We start from the raw sequence: 23,538 nt of genomic DNA on the forward strand, positions 1-23,538 counted from the left end.
CATTTGAAAAGAAAAACGGCACTATCTATCCTCTCCGTCGTCGTGGCAAGTACCATTCTCGCTGGCTGTGGAAATGTGACAACTTCAACGGGTACATCACCTGCTGCGACCGACAATGCTGCGAAATCAACAGCGCCAATTCCTATTGAAGCTTCAATTAACGGGTGGGGCACTAAACTTCCAGATGATGATTTTGTAAAGAAAGCGCTGGATGAGAAACTCGGAATTAACTTAAAAGCGACGATTGGTGCTAACGCGGATGACTATAAGGCACAATTGAACGTCAGAGCGGCTTCCCAATCGCTTCCCGATTTGATGTATCTGGAAAAAGTGCAATATCAAGAGTTTGCAAGAAATGGATTGCTTCTTGACTTAGCCCCATACCTGGATAAGCTTCAGGATGTTAAATCGGTGCTAGGTGAAGAAGGCTTTAAGAAAAGTGTGGTGAACGGAAAACAATATGGTTTTGCCCTCAAAGCGAATTTGAGTGCGGATGCCTATTGGATACGCAAGGATTGGCTTGACAAGCTGGGACTCAAACAGCCGACAAATCTGGATGAATTTATGAATGTTGCAAAAGCGTTTACAGATAATGATCCAGACGGGAATGGCAAGAAGGACACTTACGGAATTACGGGGGAGGCAAGCAGTTTATTTAACGGAATCTTTACCGCATATGGAACGACTCATCCGAATGCGGCGGGCGGGGTTCCGGGCACGTTCTATCAGAAGGACGGCAAGCTGATCAACTCCTTGTATGATCCAAATATGAAAGGCGCGCTTGTCTATATTCAAAAACTGCTTGACGCGAATGTCGTAGACCCAGACGCTACCAGCGCTAAAACGGCCAATGCCAATGCGAAGGCGTTTGAGGGTAAAGCGGGTATCTATTATAGCAACTGGGGCACTCTTACTAAAGCTGAGAACGTAGCCAAGATTAAGGCGGCTAATCCGAACGCGGAGTGGGTATTGATTGATAATCTTAAAGGTCCGGTAAGCAACCAAGTAGGGGTCGTGGATGCTGGTGCAGCTTCCCAGTATGTGACCATTCCTGCAACGCTCGCGAAGAATCCGGACAAATTGAACGCCATTTTCAAGCTTTTAAATTATACTGCCAAAGGGGAAGGCTCTCTGCTTGTGCAATTCGGTATGAAAGATCGGAATTACAAGCAGGAAGGCGACAAAATTACGCTTACCGATAAAATCAACGAGGCTGCCTACAGTTGGTTGTATCAATTTGTCGGACGTCCGGAATTACAGTACTTGTCTACAAAATTCCCAGCTAATGCAGATGTGATCAAGAAAAGCGTCGATCTTCCACGCATCACGCTCTATAACGGGTTTGTAGATTTGCCAGAAGGTTTCAATGCGGCGGATGCCAAACGATTCATCGAAGAGGAGTTCCTGAAATTCGAGTACGGCAAATCGAGCTTGAACGATTATGACAAATTCCTTCAGACATTGGAGGGCACCTTCAAGTACAAGCTGCTGCTGGACCAAGCCAACAAACAATTGAAGGAGAACGGTACGATTAAATAATCACTTTTGGAAGAAAGCGATGCTTTCTGTCCTCTGTATCTTATGTGGCAGGAAGCATTTCCTATCTGTACGAGGAATTATCCAATTTAAGTGTTGGGATCGTAATATATTAGAACATGTTAGTAAAATATCTAAATATAGACACAAGTAATAGTGATACAATACAGCATGAAAATAAAATATGCTTCAGCGAATTTGGAGGGGAAATCATCTTGTCATTCAATGCAACGAAATTAAAAGCGTCGAAGTGGTCGGTAAGACTGAAAGATAGCGAGGATCGGGAGCAAGTCGAATTCGTGCTGGAAAGGAACTGGTCTGGCAACGAATGCGATTTCAAACTCATTCATAAAGGAACTCAGCCATATGAGGTCAAAGAGATCGTGCTTTTTCAGGGCAACCATGAGCTTGACATTCATACCCCCGTTTACGGGGAAGGGTATAGCATGTTGTCCCAATATGATGGAACTATCGCTCACATCAAGCATTTAACGTTTCGCTGTGATCGTGATCATTATAAAATTCCTTCAGCGGAAGGCTTTCAGACGCTTTACAATATGGCTCTGCTTTCACCGGACGGACCGGATTCGGTTCTTGCAGCTTTCGCATCCTGCGTTCGGTTTAATGGTGAAATTCGATTTAATGAGGAAGAGTTCGAAATTGTGCTTGTGACAGATGGTATTACAATCATGCCTGGTGAAGTGTGGGAGCTGGAGCATTTTGTTATTCTTGAAGGAAGCGGTCAAGCTGAACTGCTTGAACAATTAGCCCTCATCATTGAACGATATCATCCACGATTAGAGGTGCCGGAGACGCCGGCGGGATGGTGTTCTTGGTATTCTTACGGTTCGAAGGTGACAGAAGAAGATATTCTCACCAATATGAAGGAGATCGCCAATCACTACCCGGAGTTAACGTATATTCAAATTGATGATGGCTATCAGGCCGCTATGGGGGATTGGCTAATTCCCAAACCAGGCTTTCAGGATATGAAAGAGCTGTGTCATACCATCATAGATATGGGGTTGAAGCCTGCAATCTGGGTCGCACCGTTTATTGCAGAGAAGAATTCTAAATTATTTTGCGAACATCCAGACTGGTTTATTCAAGATGAGCAAGGCAACCCCCTGTCATCCGATGTTCACTCCTTCGGCGGATGGCGCTGTGGCCCATGGTACATGCTGGATGGCACTCATCCGGGAGCACAACAATATCTTACCCATGTCTTTCGGACGATGAGAGAAGAATGGGACTGCACCTATTTTAAGCTGGATGCCAACATGTGGGGAGCTCTTCACGGAGGTGTCTATTATCGACCGAATGCCACGAGAGTCGAGGCATACCGTGAAGGTATGCAGGCTGTACTTCGGGGGGCAGGACTCGATAGTTTTCTGCTAGGCTGCAACGCGCCTATGTGGCCTTCTCTGGGTGTCGTCCATGGGATGAGGATCACAGATGACATCTATCGAAAATGGAAGACTTTCAAACAATTGGCCCTTGAGTGTTTCCGGAGAAACTGGCAGCATAATACGCTGTGGGTCAATGATCCGGATTGCCTCCTTCTCCATAATTGGCAAATTAGTCTGATTGGTCCGGATGGGAAACGATATACGGCGGACAGTGAGTTAACCGACGATGAGTTCCTCTTTCATGCGACGCATATTTTTTGTTCGGGAGGGATGATACTTTCAAGCGACGTTTTGACAGAACTGAATGATACATCCAAGAAGTGGTTAAGAAAGCTGATCAAACCTACGGATGTGCCAGCTGTATTTGATTCAACCGAATTTATAGTTGGCAGAATGGTGATTGGCGACCGTCAAATGATCGCCGTATTTAATTGGAAAGATGAACCGGTTGTACATGAGGTTGAGATACAGGGTTCGTATGAAATCTATGACTTCTGGACGGACGAATATGTAGGTCGCAAATCGGGCTTGATTAAAGTAGAACTGAACCCGCATAGCGCTAGACTATATAAGCTTAAACGCTAAAAAAGATTTGAAAAACCCGCGATATGATTTATTCTTATAGCGGGTTTTCTTATAGAATTGTAACAATATATGGAGAGACATGGAGTTTTATGATCTTTCATTCGTTGCTGCTTCTGGTACCTAGAAGTCTGGTATTTCAACTGGAAGGCCACCACGTCTGGTTCCCTACAGTAGTTAAAGGCAGGAATAAACCTTGCTAAATTATCCCAATATTTTAGAGGAATTCCGTAATATTTTAGAATCTAGGCTCGAACCAAGATGTTACAATTGTACCGAATTGAAGCGCTTTCAAAAATAATGAGGGATTTTAAACGTTATGTCGTCTTCAGTCTATTGTTAAGTTTGTACATTCCGCTGGGAGCGGCTAAGAAAGCAGAGTAATACGATGTAAACCTGCTCTGTGGAAGATAATGGAAGGATGGCAATTTTTAAATCAACCTAATGAAAGCGCTTTATTTCCTCGAGCAAACAGCGGTGTTTACTGGTTAAACTACTTGAAAAAACGTTAACCAGACAATAATGAATTATAGGAGGATTATATGAAGTCTGGACATTATGGGTTTAAACTATTGCTTATTGTCGCAGTTCTCTTAATTAGTATGCCGATTAGCCTGAGTACGAATGTTTCGCATGCCAGCAGCCCAGTAGTCGAGATCGTTGTTGATAATGGCACGACGGGCTATTCAGAAACAGGTACATGGTCAGCAAGCAATCTTACCGGGTATAACAATTCGTCCACAAGAGCTGCAGGAAGCGCAATAGGACCTTCTGCGCAATGGAAACCGAACCTTACATTTTCTGGTGATTATGATGTTTATATTTACAAAGTAGTGTATCCAAGCAATAGTGATCCTAACGCCAAAATAGACATCGTCTATAATGGGGGAATAACGACTACATATTTGGATTATACGACAGGTACCTCGGGATGGGTTCACCTTGGCAAGTATGCCTTTGCATCCGGTACTAGCGGCTCTATTAAGCTGTCTTTGAATACAGCCGGCAAGTATGTGAGAGCGGATGCCGTCAAATTTGTACCCGAGCTACCCGATCTGCAAACGACCATTTCACGAGCAGAAGCGCTAATGGTTGGCACAGTTGAGGGAACAGCTAGCGGACAATATGCGATTGGCTCAAAGAAAAGGCTTCAAGAGAATATCGATAACGCCACGAGGGTACTGAATAGTACAAGTGCGTCTTTAGATCAGGTTGATGCAGCAATGGCTGATCTCAATGCGGCTGTAACGTTTTTCAAAGCTGCTCTGAACGCACAACTTGCAGGTGATGTGTACAACTTGAGCAATCCTAATCAAAGTAGTATTCCACCGGCTACATTACTAGGCCAGCCTGGATTAAAAACGACGCTTTCGCGATATGTATATAGTGTGAACGATTACGTATACGGCGTCCCTGAAGACGCTCCTTTTTCCATAAGCTACAATACAGACTCGAATTGGGCAAGCTATGTGTATCCGAATTTAGATCCGAATATTTTTCAGGGGAACAAATCGACGATTGTACCGGGTGAATATTATCAGTACAAGGCTCAAACGCCAAAGGGAATGACGAAGATAAGCCTATACAAGAATACCGGGATTTCAGTCGATGATCAAGCTGTGGTGTCCATTTATCATAACGGAAAAGTTGAAACGCTTACCGTAGACATGAATACGAACAGGGACGGTTGGGAAGAGCTCGGCACCTACTATTTTAATGGAAGCGGCGATGAATATGTTCGGATTACAAGGGGCTCAACGGATTCGAACAAACCGACTGTAACCCTAGCAATTCGCTACGAGGTTATACTGGAACGAACGACTAGAAATCAAACTGCGGCTGAACAATCGGCTGTGAACCCGATCGGCTATAGTGAAACCGGCACTTGGCAGAATAGTGCGCTGGTTTCAGATAATACGTATTCGGTTCCAAGAATCTCGTACGAGAAAGATGCGGCAGCCGTGTATAATCCTGGGCCGCTCGACGCAGGAGAGTACGAAGTATTTGCTTATGTTCCTACTCGCGTTCAAATGGGGGATAACAGCTTTTCAATTGAAATTCTCCATGATGGCAAAGTGGAGACGATGGCCTTGAATCAAACCGTCATGGAAAACGGCTGGTTCCGGTTAGGGAAGTTCAATTTTTCAGGAACGGGCAAAGAACTCGTCAAGCTGACCAAATTATCTTCCGGCGGGGGGACCATCGCCTCCAGCGTGAAGTTTTCACAGCCGAAGCTGGAAGGTGTGTCTATTTATAACACCATCGTAACAACGAATGCAGCGCCAACAACCATAGATCCTCCTAATATTACAATGACGAATAAAGTAAGATCTGCTCAAGTGCCACCGGGCATATCGCCGAATGATGTATCCATCCAGGGGTCCAGTTCATTTGCCGTGGAACTTCCCTACGGAAAATACATTTATAAACCGAACGCTGCTCCAATTAAATGGAGCCCTATGATTACCGTGCCGGGGTCATACAAAGTATCTTATTATGTAGTCGATCCTGCGCATTACAGCACCAATCCCATCCTGGACATCTACCATAATGGGGTGAAAGATACGGTAACGATGCCCAAAGCAAACTTTGCTGCGAGAAGTTGGTATACGATCGGGACTTATGATTTTGCGGCAGGGACGGCGGACGAATATATCGGTACCTCCAACTTGACGAGATTAAGCGCTTTCAAATTTGAAAAGGTTACTCCCGGCAATGCGATCATTAAAGAAATTATTGCAACGACGAAAAAGTATTTCAATGAACAGCAAGTGGATGATGTAGACGATGAGACAACGGCACATATCGTCAATGCAATGGTGAGTAAAGGGACGCTAAACGGCATCGTCGCCAACTACCATTTTAGTCCAAGTCAAACCATGACCCGTTCGGAATTTATTGCCGTATTGACCCGATTGATGAATCTGCAGGATGCTCCGGCGGAAGCGACTTATACGGATACAACAGGTACCGTGCCTTACAAGGGAAACATTGGAGCAGCCAAGAAGGCAGGTCTCTTGTACGGGATTTCTACATCAAACGGCGCTCTGGGTATCAATGCGCCAGTGGACCGGGAATTTGCCGCACGCCTTATGTCAAACGGAATTGACTATACGGGCAGATACTTGAACGTTGATAATTACTTTACAGATAACCCGGCGCAGTATTTATCGGCAACAATCAGCAATGCGGGTTCCATTAGCTCCTATACGCTGCAGGATGCCTTCTATCGGGTGTTGAAAGCAGAGATCATGCCGAAAGACGTGAATAATGCTATTGTGCCTGGCCAACTGGTAACAAGAGCGGATGCCATTGTCATGCTTGATCAGTTTAGGGGACAGATTTTATCTTCGGGTCCTGATCTCGGTTATGATTGGCACATGACCTTCTTTGATGATTTCAATGGTCCGAACGTAGACTGGAGTAAATGGCGCAGCGTTAACTACACACGAATTGCAGGCTTGTCCGGGAAATGGGCCGACAGTATTGAACAAGAGAATGGTGTTGTGAAATTGAAAAATCAGGTTACAAATCGGAAGGGCGTCCCATATTCAGCAGGCAATCTGGAGTCTTATTATCAACAAAAGTATGGTTACTTCGAGGCTCGCTACAAATATCCGAATGCATATGGCGGCCATACTTCTTATTGGACGAGTAATGCTTCATCAATGAGTAATGGCGGTGCGACAGATTATAATTGGAATGAAGGCACAGGAATGGATGAAGTTTCAAATAATGTGTGGTTTATCCTTGGTGGTCAGGCAGTCCCTAGAGAGGTTAAATGGTCCACTAACGAGAATAATACCAAGGAGTTCCATACGTTTGCGGGGTACATGTCGCCGCCAGGGTTCTATATGGCTTACGACAACAGGGTGACCTATAGTGTTCCGGATTATACGAACTATAAAGACCCGAGATCTAACATTGATGTCCCTTATCCCAACTTTTTAAGTACGGTTATCACGTATTTTGACGGTAATATTAATCCCAATCAGATCGATGGCAAGGACGCGGAATTCGATTGGGTCAGGAATTATTCCAAAACTCTAAGCTCGGATCCTACGTCTTCGTATCCAGCATACAGACCTGTGCTAATTCCACAGGACAGTGTGGTTGAGGTAACGTATGCCAATCAGCCGAATCAAGCCAATTTCATTCTACGATTCAACAAACAGATGGATGCGGCAACATTGACAAACAGTTCGATCATTGTTTCTAAAGTAGGAGGAGGAACGGTGCCTGCCTACACCATTACGAAGATCAGTCCGTTAAGATTTAAAGTTGAATTCAGCGGGGCTCTGGCTACCAACTCGGATTACACAGTGAATGTTACAACCGGGGCTAAAGATAGTTTGGGCAACAATCTAGCTGCAGCACAACAGGTGTCGTTCCATAACTAGAACATGTAGGTTATGGAAAGGAACCGCATTTAGTGATACAAAGGCAGCAGGCTCTGCTATTCTGAGCATATTATAATTTGGTATGTAGATGGCACAGGCAAAATGAGACTGCAAGTAATGTGACCCGGTTTGAAGCCGCTGTACTGCTTTATAAAGTGTATGACAGATACTAAATGGAGTTCGAAAATTATTGAAGTTAGACCAATAACCGTTTTTCAGGCTACAGCTTGAAAAACGGTTTTTTGGTTCAACTCTGGTACCGGGATTTATCCGGATTACCCCCCAAAAAAACGTAAAATCTTGAAATGATTCGAAAAGATATTAAACCATCAAATCTCGGGAGAAAAATAAATAAAGCTATAGGGCTTGATCTAGACCTTTTGCCGTTTGTTTAGATATTTGGTAAGAGGTCGATAGAAACTGGTTACATGAACATACGGACGAATCCTTGGCTGAATACGTCTCTACGGGCAACGCTTTCCCTGCTGTGGCAGGAAGGAGCAGCGTGGCGCGGCAGGCATTACTGGGATCATTATCTGTTTACGGGCGATATCAAACTGCTAGAGCAAAGAGGTTATCCATTTATGAAGGAAGTGGCCTTGTTTTCCTTGCTTTCATGGTAGAGCATCCGCAATACGGATGGCTTGTCACCGGCCCGACGATATCACCCGAAAATACGTTCCAAGCGGCAGACGGGACAAAAACGGCGGTGGATATGAGTCCAACGATGGCCTTTCAAATTATTGACGATCTGTTTGAGAATCGTATCCGGGCAAGCGAGGAGCTTGGGATGGATCAAGCGTTCAGGGAACTGCTTAAACACAAACGGGCTCAATTGACCTTTCTAACGGTTCAGCTTAACCGTGTACCAGGTGGCGATAACTCGCATAATGCGGTGTGGGGTGGTACGTGAAGCTCAGCGACAAGCGGAGCTTCAAATCCCCTTTGTATAGGTTGTGCTGACGCTGAATTGTCCGTTGTCCGATCATATTCATAACAATCCTGCTGGCAATAAGGTGATTGGCGAACGTCTGGCAAAGGCGGCTCTTGGGGCTGTTTATCATAAGGAAGTACCGTACCGTGCGCCGGAGCTTAAGCTAGCTCATCTAAGTCCAAATGGTCATGCCGCATCGATTCGGTTGACTTTCGAGCATGTTCAAGGGTATCTGCTAGCCATTGATACGACGGAAAAAGTCTTGGTTATCAACTAAGCAGGAGGAACCTATCCATGGAACTTGCGCAAACAGCATATAGCAATCCAGTTATCCCGGGATTTCATCCCGATCCACCTTTCGTGAGGGTAGGGGATTAATCTTCAGCAAAATCCGAAAATTTTGGAAGAAAGCCATAAAATAATTGAAGTTAACGCCAAAATCTCTTCGTACAATAGAAGAACAACATATATGGAGAGGTGTGGAGTTTGAATGGATTTTCAATCAATGCTGCTTCCGGTACCTAGCAGCGCAATTTTTCTACTGAAAGGCTACCATGTTTGGTGCCCGACTGTTGTAAAAGGAAAAGACGGACTTTATCATATGCTGTTCTCATGCTGGCCTGTTGAAAGTAAACACGACGGCTGGGTATCCAAATCGCTTGTCGGTTACGCCGTCTCTGATCATCCGCTGGGACCTTTTCAATTTCAGCGTTTCGTGCTGGAAGGCAGCGGAGAAGGCTGGGATGCCGATGTCATTCATAATCCGACAATGATTGCCTATGACGACAAGTACTATTTATTCTATATGGGCAACTACGGGAGCGGCGAATACTGGGATCACCGCAATCATCAGCGGATCGGTGTCGCCGAAGCCGATCATCCCGGCGGGCCTTGGCGGCGTGTTCCCCAGCCTGTCATCGACGTGACGCCGGGTGCATGGGATCATTTAATGGTGAGCAATCCGACAGTAACCGTAACGCCGCAAGGCAAGATCTTGATGGTCTATAAAGGCGTTGGGGAAGGGCAGTTACCCAAAGGCGGTGCGGTCGTGTGCGGTGTCGCCGAAGCCGATCACCCGCTGGGGCCGTTCCGTAAAGTTGCCGGGCCCATTATGGTGAATCCCGGTAACGACTGGTCTGTGGAGGATCCTTTTATCTGGTCACAGGACGATCGCTTTTATGCACTGGTTAAGGATTTTCAAGGATATTTTACCAAGACCGGGGTGAGTTCTGTTGCGCTTTTCGAGTCGGAAAATGGTATCGATTGGGGTCCTGCCGATCATCCGCTGGCTTTTCTGCGCCAGATCGTCTGGGAGGACGGTGTCGTCCAGCCCGTAGAAGCGCTGGAAAGGCCGCAACTGCTGTTCGAAAACGGCCAGCCGGCCGTATTGTACTGTGCTGTAGCGGTAGACCCAAACAGGGAAATCGCCTTTAATGTCGCAATTCCTTTGACTGAACAAATTTATAGTCGATGAGCTGAACAATTCTATAAAATCAATCTTGAGTGCGTATTCAAAAGGAATGTCTGCTGCAGCATGGTTGAGCTTATTTTACATAATCAAAGCTGATGAGTAAATGAAAGGGAGTTAGCATGACAATGAGACCTAACATTTTAATTTTTATGACCGATCAGCAAAGAGCGGATACGAGAGAAAGCCTTAGATGGAATACTTTAAAGGGGAATGTTGTGTGACAAACACAATGTTTCATGCACTGTGGATTTTCTTGCTGCCGCTCCTTTTGACGGGCTGTTGGAACAGTCGTAAACTGAACACGCTTGCTGTAGCTGTGGGATGGGGTCGATAAGGTCGGCAGTCAGTATTTGGTATCGGTACAAGTTGTCGTGCCAAGTAATGTAGCCAACGTCGGAAAATCACAGGGGCTGGCTGTCACATTGTATAAATCCGAACGTAAAACGATTTTTGAAGCGCTTCGGCGAATGACAACGGAAGCACCTCGGAAAATTTATTTAGCTCACTTGCGTGTGCTAGTGCTTGGTGAGGAGCGCTCACGTGAAAGCATCGCCCCGCCATTGGAGTTTCTGACTCGTGATCACGAGTACAGAACTGATTTTTTTGTTGTTGCCAAACATCGAACTGCAGAAAGTATTCTCAGGATTGTAACGCCGTTGGAGAAAATCCCGGCCAACCGTATGTACTTTTCTCTGCTTACGTCTGACATGCTTGGGCGCCTACTAAAGTGGTGACCTTGGATGAAGTGATCCAAGATTTAGTGACGGAAGGAAGAATCCGGTTTTAACGGCAATTGAATTGCTAGGAAACGACGAAAAAATGCCAAGCAAAACCAATATGGAATACATTAATCCTCCAACAAAATTAAAATATGCAGGTTTGGCCTACTTCAGAGGAGATAATATGCTCGGTTGGCTGAATGAGCAGGAGAGCAAAGCCTACAATTATTTAATTAACAATGTGAATAATACAGTGGGGGTATTAAGTTGCTTGAAGCCATTGAAATTCTCTTTTTCGTCATTCTGGTTCTTGCTGTGCGCATGGGTATTGAAACTATTTTTCGAGCAGTTAAAATTTTTTTCATGGGTAGTTGTGACATTGCTTGTGTTATTCATTATGCTCGCTTCGCAGATGGAGCTAAGTCGCATTCATCCGCTTCTGGACAATGGGTTCAAACCCGTGTTGTAGGACTCCATTAATACAGGCATTTTCCCTTATATGGAAACTTTTTGTCTCCTTGTTGTTTTACCTCATGTAAAAGAAAAGAGCCGAAATTCGATGGAATATCAATAATATTTTGAAACATTATCAAAAGATATTGGAAATGCACAAATAAAATTTTTAGTATAATTTTTAAAAATAGAATGTTGCTATAGGAGCATAATTCTTAGGAGGAATGTTATGGGGAAGCAATATCCTCCCATTGTCATCATTATGACAGATCAACAGCGTTTCGATATGCTTGGAGTAAACGGAAATGAAGTTTTACAAACTCCACACCTGGATCGCTTGGCACGAGAGGGAATCAATTTCTCAAATGCGTATACACCTGCTCCGGTATGCGGTCCATCTAGGTGTTCGTTAATGACGAGGATGTATCCTCATTCTACCGGGGTGCTGCGAAATCAGGACACAAAGCTGGCACAATATGAAACACATTTACCTGCTGCACTGAATGCTCTTGGGTATCGAACCGCACTCTGCGGCAAAAACCATACGTTTCTGAATGCTGGCGACTTTGATTATTGGAGAGTATATGGCCATACGAGCGGACCTGTGGACGATCCAGAGCATGTTGAGGAATACAAGGCCTATAATCAATACCTTAGCGAGGAAGTTGTTCGATTGGCAGAAGAGTCAGCTCCCTTCCCTGTGGAAACAACATTTTCCTATCGCATCACCTCGGATGCCATAAAGTTCCTGAAGGAACATAAGGAGCAGGAGCACAATATGGATCAGCCATTTTTCTTGTTCGTATCTTATACAGATCCGCACACGCCATATCAGGTACCTGAACCGTATCACAGCATGTACAAGGGGAAAGTGATGCCGCCCCATAAGGTTCAAGACGAACTGCTTCACAAGCCTTATCGTCACTGGCTGCATCAGAAGATGAACGATGCGGTAATTCCGTTCACGGAGAAGCAAACGACAAAGATGAAGGAAGTTTACTACGGCATGATGACGTTGATTGACGATCAAATTGGAAGGCTTGTCGAGTCGATTGTATCGCTAGGATACGATGATGATCTCTTGCTGCTCTTTATCACGGATCATGGTGACTATATGGGAGATTACGGATTATATACGAAAAGCCCGAGTATGTACGACTGCTTGACGCATATTCCCATGTTTATTCGCTGGCCGGCATCGATTACTGGAGGTGTTTCGACTAATGCGTTTGTATCTTTGGTTGATATCATGCCGACGCTGCTCGCAGTGACAGGAGGAGATTCAAGCCGGTATGATGGACGTAGTCTTGTGCCAATCTTACTGGGTGAGAAGGGGAAGGTGAGGGAGTGCGCCTTTGCGGAATATGGCGTATCGGGTCGCCCTTACTCTTGGAAAGAACCTGCAACGGAATTCTCCGCAGCACGCAATCCGTCCAATCCGAATTTACCCTATGAGGGAAACAAGCTTTCTTTGCAGGGAACAATGCGCATGATCCGGTGGGACCGATGGAAGTTGGTATATCATGAACTTGGGGATGAACACGAGTTGTATGACCTTGAGCATGATCCCCATGAGCATGTTAATCTCTATGGAGATCCTGCAATGCAAGATGTAACGCTGCAGATGTATCAGAGGTTGGCTGACACTATACTTGAATTCATACCCATGAGGGTAGGTGAGAATGGTTGAGGAAATGATCGACCGGATATAACGCCGAACATTGGAGGGAATATCTGCAAGGCCCTTCATATGATATGCTGGATCCCTCGTACTATACAAGACCGAGGCAGATTTCAAGCAATATATCGAATTTAGGCAGGAGCAGCTGCATGAGTTGCTGACTAGGTACTAATCTCGGCTTTTAGGGACTTCAAATCGTACTGGTGTTGTTAACCATACAAAAGTTGGAGGATGAGTAATGAGCAAACGACCCAATATTTTGTTTCTGATGAGTGACGAGCATAGGCCGGATGTGACCGGATATGAAGGAAACCAGGTGATACGCACAGCTGCAATAGCTGGCTGGCTACAGAAGGAGTAACATTTCGAAATGCTTATACCCCTTCTCCTGTCTGTATTCCGGCTCGTCAATGGCCATACATGATAACCGACCTGCCCCGTAAGTGAGCGGCGGGTTCTTGTCACCGATGTCACGGTGGGAAATGAAAAGGCGACTTACCAAGATGTTGCGCCCAAGGATGATCTAATCCAAACCGGGAATAACTACTAGAGGCGTCAAGCGACAAGTGGATGCGCGGACAAGCATGGGCGCTGAAATAGCAGACTATCAGAATAAAAAGCTGATTAGGGGCAATGAACGACAAAGAAGACAAGAGACATATGCTCTTGTCTTCTTTGTTTGCGCGCCTAACTTTAAGCAGACAGCGAGCTTGGGTCGAGACGTTCATATGAGATTTAGTTGATTGCGCTAAATTTCTTGCTTACATTCAAAGGTTATGAGGTAATACATATCGGATATCATAATGAATGGAAATGGAGTGTAGTAGGAGTGAAAATAGGTTTTATTGAGATTGGGATTGTCGTTTGCTTTACTCAATGTTCCTTTCGATGCAAAGGAAGAGGAGAAGCCCCAGCTGATCCTTCCCTGTTATTAGCGATATTCATGTGCAGTCTTTGGACAAGCAGTCACATCAAAAATTTGCTGCTGCACTGCGTGACTTAAACGATCTGAATCCAAATTCTGATGTTCTCATCATCAATGGTGATTTAACAAATGGAATGTCATCTGACTATGACAAATTAGATGAATTGCTGAAGTTAAATCCGCGTACGAAGAACATTGCGTTGACGTTTGGAAATCATGAGTTTTATCAAGCATGGTTCGACGAAAACGACGTGAGGAATGCCGATACATTCCCAAACAAGGAATCGGAGCAACCCTCCATAAAACATGTATACTATTCAAAAATAGTATAAGTGAAAATAGATAGACTGTAATCACTTATTCTGTGATTGCAGTCTATTGTAATTTTTATTTGATCGAAATATGTTTATAATCTCTAAAGTTTGGGAATAATTATATAAGAACTGGTACTTTAGTTGGAAGCGAGAAGAATGTTTAATAATCTAAAATCAGAAATTGAGAGTTTTTACACTTCCCCAGCTGATTTTATGTTTGTTGATGGATATTCTAGAGTTGACAAGTCATTCTTTGCAAAGCAAATTTGTGAAGATATCAATAGAATAACTATTGTTAATTCAGCAGTACTAACTAATGTTCCTAGTAGTGGTAGTGAGAAAGAGTTTATCATTTCATTATTACGAAAGATGGATCTTAATCCGCTACGAAATGCTACATTAGAATTGGAAAATCATCTATTAATAACATTATCTCGATACTTGATTCTAGTGATCGATGACTCACAAAATCTATTAATATCAAATAAAATGATGCTGAAGCATTCTTCATTATTGTCTCGGGTTGTGGATCAGACAAATATAAAAGTTCTGTACATTGGGACTTTACCGTTACAATCTCGCATAGAATCTCTAAATATAGCACACATTAATAGGAGAAGTTTACATTATAGTCTGATTGCTTGATTAAATGTAAATTCAAAAAAGGAACACGAGCCCAATTTGGGCTAAACGTGTTCCTTTTTTTGTTATAAGAAAAGACTGCAGACGCAGGAATCTAATCCAAAAACGGGATCTATTCCAGTTATGCATTAGGGTGAATAAATATACAAATTTACATGTGCGGATAGTCTCATCAATTATGAAAATTACCGCATCTTTAGGATGTGGCAAATAAATCGATTCTCAATAATTGTGAAACTAGATCATGATAAATCAGGTTTTTTGACATCCATATTATCAATAATTATGACACCACACATTTTTTTTGATATCATGCGTTAGTGAACAAAATCGAGCTTCAGGCAATATCAGTTTCGAATAGATCCGTGCGTCGCAATATCGAGGAGTATCAAATGGCGGATGGTCGCAAATTATACGTTTTAGCGGAAGGTCGCCTCGTGAACTTGGCGGCAGGCGACGGTCATCCGGCAGAAATCATGGATATGACGATTCACTAACACAAGAGCAGAAAGATTATCTGGACAGTTGGGTTGAACATTAATATGTGGCAGAAAAGCTTAAGCGAACGTCGTTGTTCCTTGAGCTGTTTTTCTTAGATAACGAATAATTTAATTTTAAGGTTTACCAAAATGTTGCTTGGAATGATGTTTATGGATCAACGACAAATAGGGTAGACAACATACCTATCACTATATATCGAGAAATATCGATTGAAGGCAAATAATGGTTCAGAGTCTAGAAGCTACTTTCTTCCAGATGCTGAAGCTGTGTATCAATGACTGTGACCAGTATCCGTTCTACGATGAAGTCATGGCAACTTGACACAAGTACACGGATTCAAAGGTGCATGCTGTGAAGCATTTGAGGATCCAATAATTGCTTTGTATAATTCTGAAGCAACAGAAACGGAGCCACGCGGGTTTGCGGGCTCCGTTTCTAATTATTTATGGAATACCACATTTTTTTCATGCTTTATCTTTTTTTTTGCTTTATTATATCTTTGTAGAGACTTCATATTTTTATTGGGGTTAGAAATTAATAGGGAGCATTTTCAAGCTACTTATTATGGGAAAAAGAGGTTCATGGCAGGTCGGATTGTAATCCAGCGAAAAGCTGTCCCGAATCCTCCCTTTGAATTGCGGAGAAATGAACAATATATCATTACCGCCCACCATAGTGTGACAAGCAAACTTATATCGTTCAACTTTAGAGGGTATGACATTTATCATACTCTCTATATGATGTTTATGACTGCAAAGAATGGAAAGGAGGACCTATAATGGAGTTAGGATGCTGCTACTAATGTTCGTTCATTAGTCCTGCGGATCATATCGAGGAGGAACTAAACGATGACACAATCTACACTAACCAATTTGAAAAAACAAGTTGCCCCTTACGAAAAATCAAATACGAGGGCTAGCATCAAACAGCTAATCAACACTTTAGGACCGTTAGCGCTACTATGGTTTGCTGCATATCTAAGCCTATCTATCTCATATTGGATTACATTCCCCATCACGATCCTTGCATCCGGTTTCGTTATACGCACATTTATCATTTTCCATGATTGTTGTCATCATTCGTTTTTCAAGAACCGCAAGGCTAATGAAATAATTGGTACAATTACAGGTATCCTTACACTTTTTCCCTATCAACAGTGGAAGAACAGTCATTCCATCCATCATGCAACAAGCAGTAACCTCGAAAAACGTGGTGTAGGTGATATGTGGGTGCTAACTGTCGACGAGTATGCGGCATCTTCTCTATGGGTGCGAATTGCGTATCGGTTATATCGAAATCCTTTTATTATGTTCGGATTTGGTCCTATTTTTTTGTTCCTATTTACGAACCGCTTTAACACGAAAGGTGCAAAACGTAAGGAAAGAATTAGTACTTACTTGACGAATGTTTCCATTCTTGCATTATATTCATTACTGATCTGGGCAATTGGTTGGCAGTCGTTTCTTCTAATCCAAGGTCCAATAATGTTTGTTGCCGGCTTGCTTGGAATCTGGCTGTTTTATGTGCAGCATCAGTTTGAAGATTCCTATTTTGAGAACGAAGATGAGTGGAGTTATGTGAAAGCCGCGGTAGATGGAAGTTCATACTACAAGCTGCCCAAGCTTTTGCAATGGATAACAGGAAATATTGGGTTTCATCATGTACATCATTTGAGTCCAAAAGTGCCAAATTATAATTTGGAGAAAGCGCATAATGCGACTCCACCGCTTCAACAGGCAACGACCATCACAATTGGAACAAGTCTGAAATCGCTGCGCTTCCGTCTTTGGGATGAACATAACAAAACGTTTGTTGGTTATAAAAATAAACCTGATCTTTCTAAGCGTAATGAGCAAGTTGCTTTGGCGAACAAAATAATCATTGAAGCTCGTAAGTCGAGCTTACAAAGGTAGTAAATACATGGTTTCGTGTTTATGCTAAGATAATATTAAATCTAAGTTGAAGAAATAGAGGATAAACGGACTATGCAAAAGTGGTATCAAATTTTTCACAAAAACACCGGTCTTAGTCCGTATATATGGGTTGTCTTTTACATTCTTCCTTTTTATTTCATATTCCGTTCTTCTGACATGCACCATATTGTATTAGGCTCAATTATGATTATTGTATTTTTTAGTTGCTATGTGCTTTCTTTCGTTTCTAAAGGATGGATTGTGTATTTTTGGACGAGTGTACAAATTATAATTTCAATTATCATGACTTTAGTATTCAGCTATGTATACTTTTCATTGTTTTTAGCATTTTTTATAGGCACGATGAAAAGTCGAGCAGGATTTATCACGCTCTACTGTATTCATTTGATAACCACGATTGTAGCGATAAACTATGGATTCGTATCTCAAAATCCTGTGTTTTTAACGCAGTTACCTTTTATCATTATATGTGTAATTGGTGTTATTCTACTTCCTGTCACTACGTACAACCGAAATAAGAGTGAAAAATTGCAAGTACAACTAGAGGATGCCAATAAACGGATTTCTGAGCTGGTAAAGCTTGAGGAACGTCAAAGGATCGCTCGAGACTTACACGATACACTTGGCCAAAAGCTCTCATTAATTGGTTTGAAGAGTGATCTAGCTGGGAAATTAATAACCAAAAATCCGACGCAAGCACTAAACGAAATTAATGATGTGCGGCAGACCGCTAGAATTGCGTTAAAGGAAGTAAGGGAAATCGTTACTCAAATGCGCGGTGCAAAACTAGTGGATGAGATGTTTCGGATCAAGCAGATTCTGAAAGCCGCAGAGATCGACCTCATAGTAGAGGGCGACACGAAGTTAACAAATACATCCCTGATAAACGAAAATGTGTTGAGCATGTGTTTGAAGGAAGCGATCACGAATATTATCAAACATAGCAATGCTACTTCGTGTTTAATCTCTATAGAACCTTCATTAAGTGATCTCGTTATCAAGGTAGGTGACAATGGGATCGGTATGACGAAAGATTGCCTTATTTTACTTGGTAATGGATTGCGTGGCATGAAAGAGCGACTGGAGTTTATTAATGGATCTATGGAAATTTTTTCAGATCAAGGTACGGTAATTGTTATAAAAGTACCTAATGCTATCATTCCACCGGAAAGGGAGGTGAGGATATGATTCGAATTGTAATTGCCGAGGACCAACGGATGCTACTTGGTGCCCTTGCTTCCTTACTCGACTTGGAAGAAGATATGCAGGTCGTAGGCAAAGCAAGCAATGGGGAGGATGCTGTAAAACTTGTTCAACTGCATAAGCCGGATATTTGTGTGATGGACATCGAGATGCCGATAATGAACGGGTTAGATGCCGCGGAGGAACTTAAGGGAGTAGGCTGCAAGGTCATCATATTGACCACGTTTGCCCGGTACGGGTATTTTGAAAGAGCAGTGAAGGCAGGTGCTAACGGTTATTTGTTGAAAGACAGCCCGAGCGAGGAACTGGCTACTTCGATTCGCAGTATTATGGCTGGAAGGCGAATCTATGCCTCAGAGCTTGTAGACGAAACTTATAATGAGGAAAATCCATTGACCGAGAGGGAAAAGGAAGTTCTAACCCTTATCGCCGATGGTAAGAATACGAAGGAAATCGCTGATCACATGTATATTACACGTGGTACGGTTCGTAACTATATTTCTGTTATCCTTGATAAGCTCAATGTCAGTAACCGAATTGAGGCTATTATGCGTTTCAAAGAGAAGGGGTGGTTCAAATGAGTGAATCTGCTTATTTTTCAATTATTGTTTTTACAATAGATCAACTAAGTTCAACTCCTCCTGTTTAACGGGAACGAGATTTATTTACACGATAAAAGGGTTCGAAGATTTTCAGCAGCTCGTCTGCCGGAATGCACTCTTGAAAGTCGTATAGAAGTTAGACGTTTTAGAAGCAATATTGTTATTGATGTGCCGAACGAAGAAGATTTATTGAAAACAGTTGGGTTGGTAAAACGATTCGAATAGGGGATGAAGCTCAGGGAGATCTACCTAAAGATTCCGAGGTCCTAGGTGCAGCTGTTAAGCACAATAATGGAGCTTTTGGGGTAGGTATATGCTAAGGTTATCCAAGTAGGCAGACCTTTTATGTGCCTGATGAAGGTTTCTTCATAACAAATCCTTCTACAGGTGGACAAATAAAGATATGAAATATTTATGTTCAAAAATGGGAAGCAAAAGAATATTTCTGCATTAAAAGCAGCTCTTTCAGGATTTATTGTGCCGAGTTCTGACCGAATACAAATGTTGTTTGAAGTACAGCTTGAAAAAAAAGGAGGCTGTATCGATGAATGTCAATTTAAACTGGATTTCAGCTGGCGAATTGGAAGCGCTTAAACAAGTGGGTAAAAAGGTTATACGTGGTGGCATCGCTGTTTTTTATCATGAAGACCAAGTATACGCGGTGGACAACCGATGCCCGCATTTAGGTTTTCCACTCCAAATGGGGAGCTTATGCGACGGAATTTTGACATGCCACTGGCATCATGCCCGGTTTGATGTCTGCAGCGGCGGTACGCTTGATCCGTGGGCGGATGATGTTCCATCATACGAAGTGCGGGTCGACGGCGGCGAAGTATGGATAAATCCTGTTTCCAGAAGAGTGGAAGGCGCGGAAAAATATACGTATAGACTGAAAGAAGGACTCGAGCAAAATATCGGCATCGTCATCGCAAAAGCGGTCGTCGGACTGATCGAAGCGGGGGTGCCGGAGCAGGACATCGCCCGTATCGGCATCGAATTCGGCACGACATATGGAACCGGTTGGAACGCCGGACTTACGATACTTACAGCGATGGCACAAAGCATTGACAAGCTGGACAAGAACGGCAAGATACTGGCTTTATACCAAGGCCTTGTTCATGTCGCTCGGGGAAGTTCGGGTAGAGGAACCCGCCACTTACTGTCAACACTGCCGTCTGCGGACGTACCGTTCGAACGGTTGACCGAATGGTATCGCAAATGTATAGAGGTAAGGGATACTCAGGGTGCTGAGAAAGTGTTGCTTACCGCTATTTTGAAGGGTATTGATACAAAGCGACTGTCGGAAATGATGCTTATCGCCGCAACAGATCACTTCTACTTGGACGGCGGCCATGTGTTCGATTTCCACAGCAAAGCTTTTGAAGCACTAGAGTGGGCGGAGGAGTCGCAAAAGGAGCGGATTTTAACTTCGCTCTTACCAATGATGGGTCGTCCGACAAGGAGCGAGGAGCTGCACCAATGGCAGGCGCCCCTAAATCTTGTACAACCGATTAAGCAAGCGGTCAACGAGCTTGAGCACTATGCAGCGCAGGCTAAGCCCACTGGTGGGTCAACGGATTCGCGGCAGCAGACATCTCTGTCTGCACATACGGAAGAGCAATTGCTGCAGCAACTGCTGAGTGATTCGCCGGAGCAGACGATCGCTTTGCTGCGCGACCTGCTTATCTCGGGAACGACTCCGGCGCAATTGGCGCAGATCGTTGCTTTGGCAGCCGCGGAACGGATCGTTCGTTTCCATACGCAGAATGATTTCGGTGATTGGATTGCAGTCCTCCATACGTTCACTTATGCTCACGCCGTACATGAAAGACTTCTGCAATCGGATGAGCCGCTGTTGCAACGGGCGATTTTTCACGGAGCCGTCAGCGTGTATCTGGACCGTTTCTTAAATGTGCCGACAACCGCGCGGCCGAAGCCTTCCGGCTCCGCCACGACAACCGATCATCAGGTACTGCTCGATTTGCTCGATCAGCGCCAGCAGGTCGGACCAGCCGCGCAATGGGTTGTGAACTACTTACATGGCGGTGGGGAGCCGGGAGCTCTGATTAACACGCTTGGCCATGCGCTGCTGCGGGAGGATGCAGAATTCCATTCTTTCCAAATGTATGAGGCTGCCGTGGCCGAATACGACCGCTGGCAAGCGATTGCAAGCTCTTTTGCGGAGAAGGCCAAAGAAACGATGCTGCTCGCCTGCACCCGATATTTGGCTGCACACGCGCCAACAGCGCGTGAGCTCCCGCATACAGCTAAAATTGCCTGGAGGCTGCATAAAGGAGAACGGTTGTTTGAAGAGGAATAGCAGACAGTTTACTGGAGCGTCGTTTCCTATATCGTGTAGGCAATGATAGGATATGATGATCAACGCCATCACACAGAGCTCTCCCTATATGGGTTTCCAGAGAAGGCTGAAACCTACATAACTTATTCAGTAAAAGCTTGAGAAATCAGGCTTTTTTATTTTTATGTAGGACTGCAATTTTTACATAGAACCCCAGTTGTTAGAGGAATTTATTTACTTCAGTCTTATCAATAGGAGGTTAATTTATTTAGGGGTCAATGTGTTATAATGATAGGGATGGTAAAATTTGGTAGAAGGAGAGGTGGAATTATGAAAGAGCAACTCCCTCGAAAAACCGGCTCAGAAATTTCAACAGCGAATCTTCCTAACAAAGAAGCTAAAGAGACAGCAGGCTATCCGTCTATTTTGGAGGGAAAGTCTCTCTCCACGGGCCGTGCCCCAATAAGCTTTGGCCAAGCTATTCAATTGCAAAGGCTTATTGGCAACCAAGCAGTGGCCCAGCTCATTCAAAGAAAGAAGAATGAAACCGGCATGCCTGACCGGCTGAAATCGGGAGTTGAGCAGTTGTCGGGTCAATCGTTAGACGATGTGAAGGTCCATTATAATTCGGATAAGCCTGCGCAATTACAGGCCCAAGCTTATGCAGAAGGTACGGATATTCATGTTGCACCGGGACAAGAGCGAAATTTGGCGCATGAGGCTTGGCATGTTGTCCAGCAGCGGCAAGGAAGAGTAAAGCCCACCATGCAGATGGGGGATGCCATGGTCAATGATGATGCGGCACTGGAACTGGAAGCGGATGTAATGGGAGCAAAGGCTGTGAGTAAAGATTCGGCCCTTCAGAGAAAGGTTGCCGAAGCGTCGCATACCGTTGCACAAGAAACTCCGCTTGCATCCGAATCAGCCTTGTATGCCGCAGGACATCTGAAACATCTTCCCGCATCTCCAAGGCTAGAGGTTCCATCTGGAGCTGCAACCGGAAAGACGATGCAGCTAAGACATATCCTGCAGGACTTTGGTGCTCCCATCCTCACACATGCTGGCACCGCAGCGGCACATAAATTGCTATTAGAAACTTATGCTTCAGGTCCTATTGCCAAGAGAGGCACCAAAACGATTGCCCAGCTGTTTGGCGACTTCGCCTGGGAGAATACTTATGCTATTTCATGCAAGATGGATCCCCTTGTGGATACATGGACTACTGCGTGGAACAATTTTCTTGATGAAATTCGCAAGCCTGATCTCGTTTTCAACTTTGCCCAGGTGCAATCTCGTTGGATAGCTGCCGATAACCAGATTGAACAGGCTTATATAGCTACGAATAATCGAGCCAGACTCGCTCAAAAGAAAGAACTCCAAGAGGGTTATCGGAAGAAGAAAGATATTAATATTAACCGGATTCTTCGCAATACCGAGGTTCCTGGCATCGATCCCATCATGGCCCTATTGCTAGCAGGTAATGGAGTCCGTTATGAGAACAAAGAAGGTGAGCTTCCGAAAAGTGCGAACGCGAACTATTATATGAAGCTCGATCTTCCCGATTCAGATCATAAATCTCATCGAGGCGCACGGCGTGTAATTATGGGCTTGAATAATGAATTTTATTACACAGCGCAGCACTATGAATCCGGAAGCTTCAATATCATTGTCGGCAACGGTGCCTCTACACCATACTAAGGCTGGAAACCTCTCGGTAAATTCGTTACAAATCACAATGGCTTTGGAACGGGTGCGATTGACCCTAGCAACGTATCTAGTGGTCGTCATCGATGGAGGTGAGGCTTACCTTGATAGGGGAGCTCTGCATGCAATCAGATAACGGCATAAGTGAATTATCATTGAACTACAATCAATTAGAAAAATTAATTTAAGAGAATATAAAAAGTACTTAAGCATTGACTTTATATGTCAT

The 23,538-nt window shown here is 43.9% G+C and carries 16 protein-coding genes and 2 pseudogenes; all 18 read left to right on the plus strand.

Going from position 1 to position 23,538, the window contains the following annotated elements; all coding sequences use genetic code 11:
- The first annotated feature begins 3 nt into the window (after window positions 1-3).
- The 18 genes and pseudogenes from AC58VC_RS15765 (at window position 4) to AC58VC_RS15850 (ending at window position 23,303) form a co-directional block, all read left to right on the plus strand.
- Complete coding sequence (locus tag AC58VC_RS15765) at window positions 4-1,539, plus strand: type 2 periplasmic-binding domain-containing protein (RefSeq protein ID WP_497369672.1); 1,536 nt, start codon at window positions 4-6, stop codon at window positions 1,537-1,539.
- 212 nt (window positions 1,540-1,751) lie between these two features.
- Window positions 1,752-3,530, plus strand: coding sequence for an alpha-galactosidase (locus tag AC58VC_RS15770; protein ID WP_497369673.1), 1,779 nt, complete (start codon window positions 1,752-1,754; stop codon window positions 3,528-3,530).
- 539 nt (window positions 3,531-4,069) lie between these two features.
- Window positions 4,070-7,927 carry a golvesin C-terminal-like domain-containing protein gene (locus AC58VC_RS15775; RefSeq protein ID WP_497369674.1) on the plus strand — a complete coding sequence of 1,286 codons (3,858 nt, stop codon included), beginning with the start codon at window positions 4,070-4,072 and terminating at the stop codon, window positions 7,925-7,927.
- 428 nt (window positions 7,928-8,355) lie between these two features.
- Window positions 8,356-8,840 (plus strand): annotated as a pseudogene (locus tag AC58VC_RS15780) (glycosyl hydrolase family 95 catalytic domain-containing protein).
- Window positions 8,841-8,883: 43 nt separating this feature from the next.
- A complete protein-coding gene (locus AC58VC_RS15785; RefSeq protein ID WP_497369675.1) occupies window positions 8,884-9,138 on the plus strand; it encodes a hypothetical protein in 255 nt (84 codons plus the stop codon).
- Window positions 9,139-9,351: 213 nt separating this feature from the next.
- The gene (locus AC58VC_RS15790; protein WP_497369676.1) at window positions 9,352-10,335 is read left to right on the plus strand and encodes a glycoside hydrolase family protein; all 984 of its coding nucleotides are present in this window, start codon (window positions 9,352-9,354) and stop codon (window positions 10,333-10,335) included.
- A gap of 347 nt (window positions 10,336-10,682) precedes the next feature.
- On the plus strand, window positions 10,683-11,066 hold the full coding sequence (locus tag AC58VC_RS15795) for a Ger(x)C family spore germination protein (RefSeq protein WP_497369677.1): 384 nt from the start codon (window positions 10,683-10,685) through the stop codon (window positions 11,064-11,066).
- Window positions 11,067-11,151: 85 nt separating this feature from the next.
- Window positions 11,152-11,520 carry a Ger(x)C family spore germination C-terminal domain-containing protein gene (locus AC58VC_RS15800; RefSeq protein ID WP_497369678.1) on the plus strand — a complete coding sequence of 123 codons (369 nt, stop codon included), beginning with the start codon at window positions 11,152-11,154 and terminating at the stop codon, window positions 11,518-11,520.
- Between the two features lie 213 nt (window positions 11,521-11,733).
- A complete protein-coding gene (locus AC58VC_RS15805; protein WP_497369679.1) occupies window positions 11,734-13,194 on the plus strand; it encodes a sulfatase-like hydrolase/transferase in 1,461 nt (486 codons plus the stop codon).
- A 229-nt stretch (window positions 13,195-13,423) separates the two neighbouring features.
- Entirely contained in the window at window positions 13,424-13,546 is a 123-nt protein-coding gene (locus tag AC58VC_RS15810; protein ID WP_497369680.1) for a hypothetical protein, read from the plus strand.
- Between the two features lie 578 nt (window positions 13,547-14,124).
- Window positions 14,125-14,442: a metallophosphoesterase gene (locus tag AC58VC_RS15815; RefSeq protein WP_497369818.1), complete on the plus strand. Its 318-nt coding sequence runs from the start codon at window positions 14,125-14,127 to the stop codon at window positions 14,440-14,442.
- 138 nt (window positions 14,443-14,580) lie between these two features.
- Window positions 14,581-15,069 carry an AAA family ATPase gene (locus AC58VC_RS15820; RefSeq protein ID WP_497369681.1) on the plus strand — a complete coding sequence of 163 codons (489 nt, stop codon included), beginning with the start codon at window positions 14,581-14,583 and terminating at the stop codon, window positions 15,067-15,069.
- A gap of 317 nt (window positions 15,070-15,386) precedes the next feature.
- Window positions 15,387-15,554: pseudogene (locus AC58VC_RS15825) on the plus strand (adenosylhomocysteinase); the annotation flags it as partial.
- Window positions 15,555-16,415: 861 nt separating this feature from the next.
- Window positions 16,416-17,480, plus strand: a complete 1,065-nt coding sequence (desA, locus tag AC58VC_RS15830; RefSeq protein ID WP_497369682.1) for a Delta(5) desaturase DesA — start codon at window positions 16,416-16,418, stop codon at window positions 17,478-17,480.
- Between the two features lie 72 nt (window positions 17,481-17,552).
- Window positions 17,553-18,689 carry a histidine kinase gene (locus AC58VC_RS15835; RefSeq protein WP_497369683.1) on the plus strand — a complete coding sequence of 379 codons (1,137 nt, stop codon included), beginning with the start codon at window positions 17,553-17,555 and terminating at the stop codon, window positions 18,687-18,689.
- Window positions 18,686-19,285, plus strand: coding sequence for a response regulator (locus AC58VC_RS15840; protein WP_497369684.1), 600 nt, complete (start codon window positions 18,686-18,688; stop codon window positions 19,283-19,285). Before AC58VC_RS15835 ends, AC58VC_RS15840 begins: the two co-directional genes overlap by 4 nt.
- A 565-nt stretch (window positions 19,286-19,850) precedes the next feature.
- Entirely contained in the window at window positions 19,851-21,626 is a 1,776-nt protein-coding gene (locus tag AC58VC_RS15845) for a Rieske (2Fe-2S) protein (RefSeq protein WP_497369685.1), read from the plus strand.
- A 309-nt stretch (window positions 21,627-21,935) separates the two neighbouring features.
- Entirely contained in the window at window positions 21,936-23,303 is a 1,368-nt protein-coding gene (locus AC58VC_RS15850; protein ID WP_497369686.1) for an eCIS core domain-containing protein, read from the plus strand.
- The last annotated feature ends 235 nt before the right edge of the window (window positions 23,304-23,538 follow it).

The organism is Paenibacillus sp. J22R67, from assembly GCF_059692175.1.

What these genes read in the sequence shown, in the direction of transcription:
- AC58VC_RS15810 (WP_497369680.1), top strand. Translation starts at nt 13,424, where the DNA reads ATGAGCAAACGACCCAATATTTTGTTTCTGATGAGTGACGAGCATAGG.
- AC58VC_RS15805 (WP_497369679.1), top strand. Translation starts at nt 11,734, where the DNA reads ATGGGGAAGCAATATCCTCCCATTGTCATCATTATGACAGATCAACAG.
- AC58VC_RS15800 (WP_497369678.1), top strand. Translation starts at nt 11,152, where the DNA reads ATGCCAAGCAAAACCAATATGGAATACATTAATCCTCCAACAAAATTA.
- AC58VC_RS15775 (WP_497369674.1), top strand. Translation starts at nt 4,070, where the DNA reads ATGAAGTCTGGACATTATGGGTTTAAACTATTGCTTATTGTCGCAGTT.
- AC58VC_RS15840 (WP_497369684.1), top strand. Translation starts at nt 18,686, where the DNA reads ATGATTCGAATTGTAATTGCCGAGGACCAACGGATGCTACTTGGTGCC.
- AC58VC_RS15790 (WP_497369676.1), top strand. Translation starts at nt 9,352, where the DNA reads ATGGATTTTCAATCAATGCTGCTTCCGGTACCTAGCAGCGCAATTTTT.
- AC58VC_RS15845 (WP_497369685.1), top strand. Translation starts at nt 19,851, where the DNA reads ATGAATGTCAATTTAAACTGGATTTCAGCTGGCGAATTGGAAGCGCTT.
- AC58VC_RS15850 (WP_497369686.1), top strand. Translation starts at nt 21,936, where the DNA reads ATGAAAGAGCAACTCCCTCGAAAAACCGGCTCAGAAATTTCAACAGCG.
- AC58VC_RS15835 (WP_497369683.1), top strand. Translation starts at nt 17,553, where the DNA reads ATGCAAAAGTGGTATCAAATTTTTCACAAAAACACCGGTCTTAGTCCG.
- AC58VC_RS15820 (WP_497369681.1), top strand. Translation starts at nt 14,581, where the DNA reads ATGTTTAATAATCTAAAATCAGAAATTGAGAGTTTTTACACTTCCCCA.
- desA (WP_497369682.1), top strand. Translation starts at nt 16,416, where the DNA reads ATGACACAATCTACACTAACCAATTTGAAAAAACAAGTTGCCCCTTAC.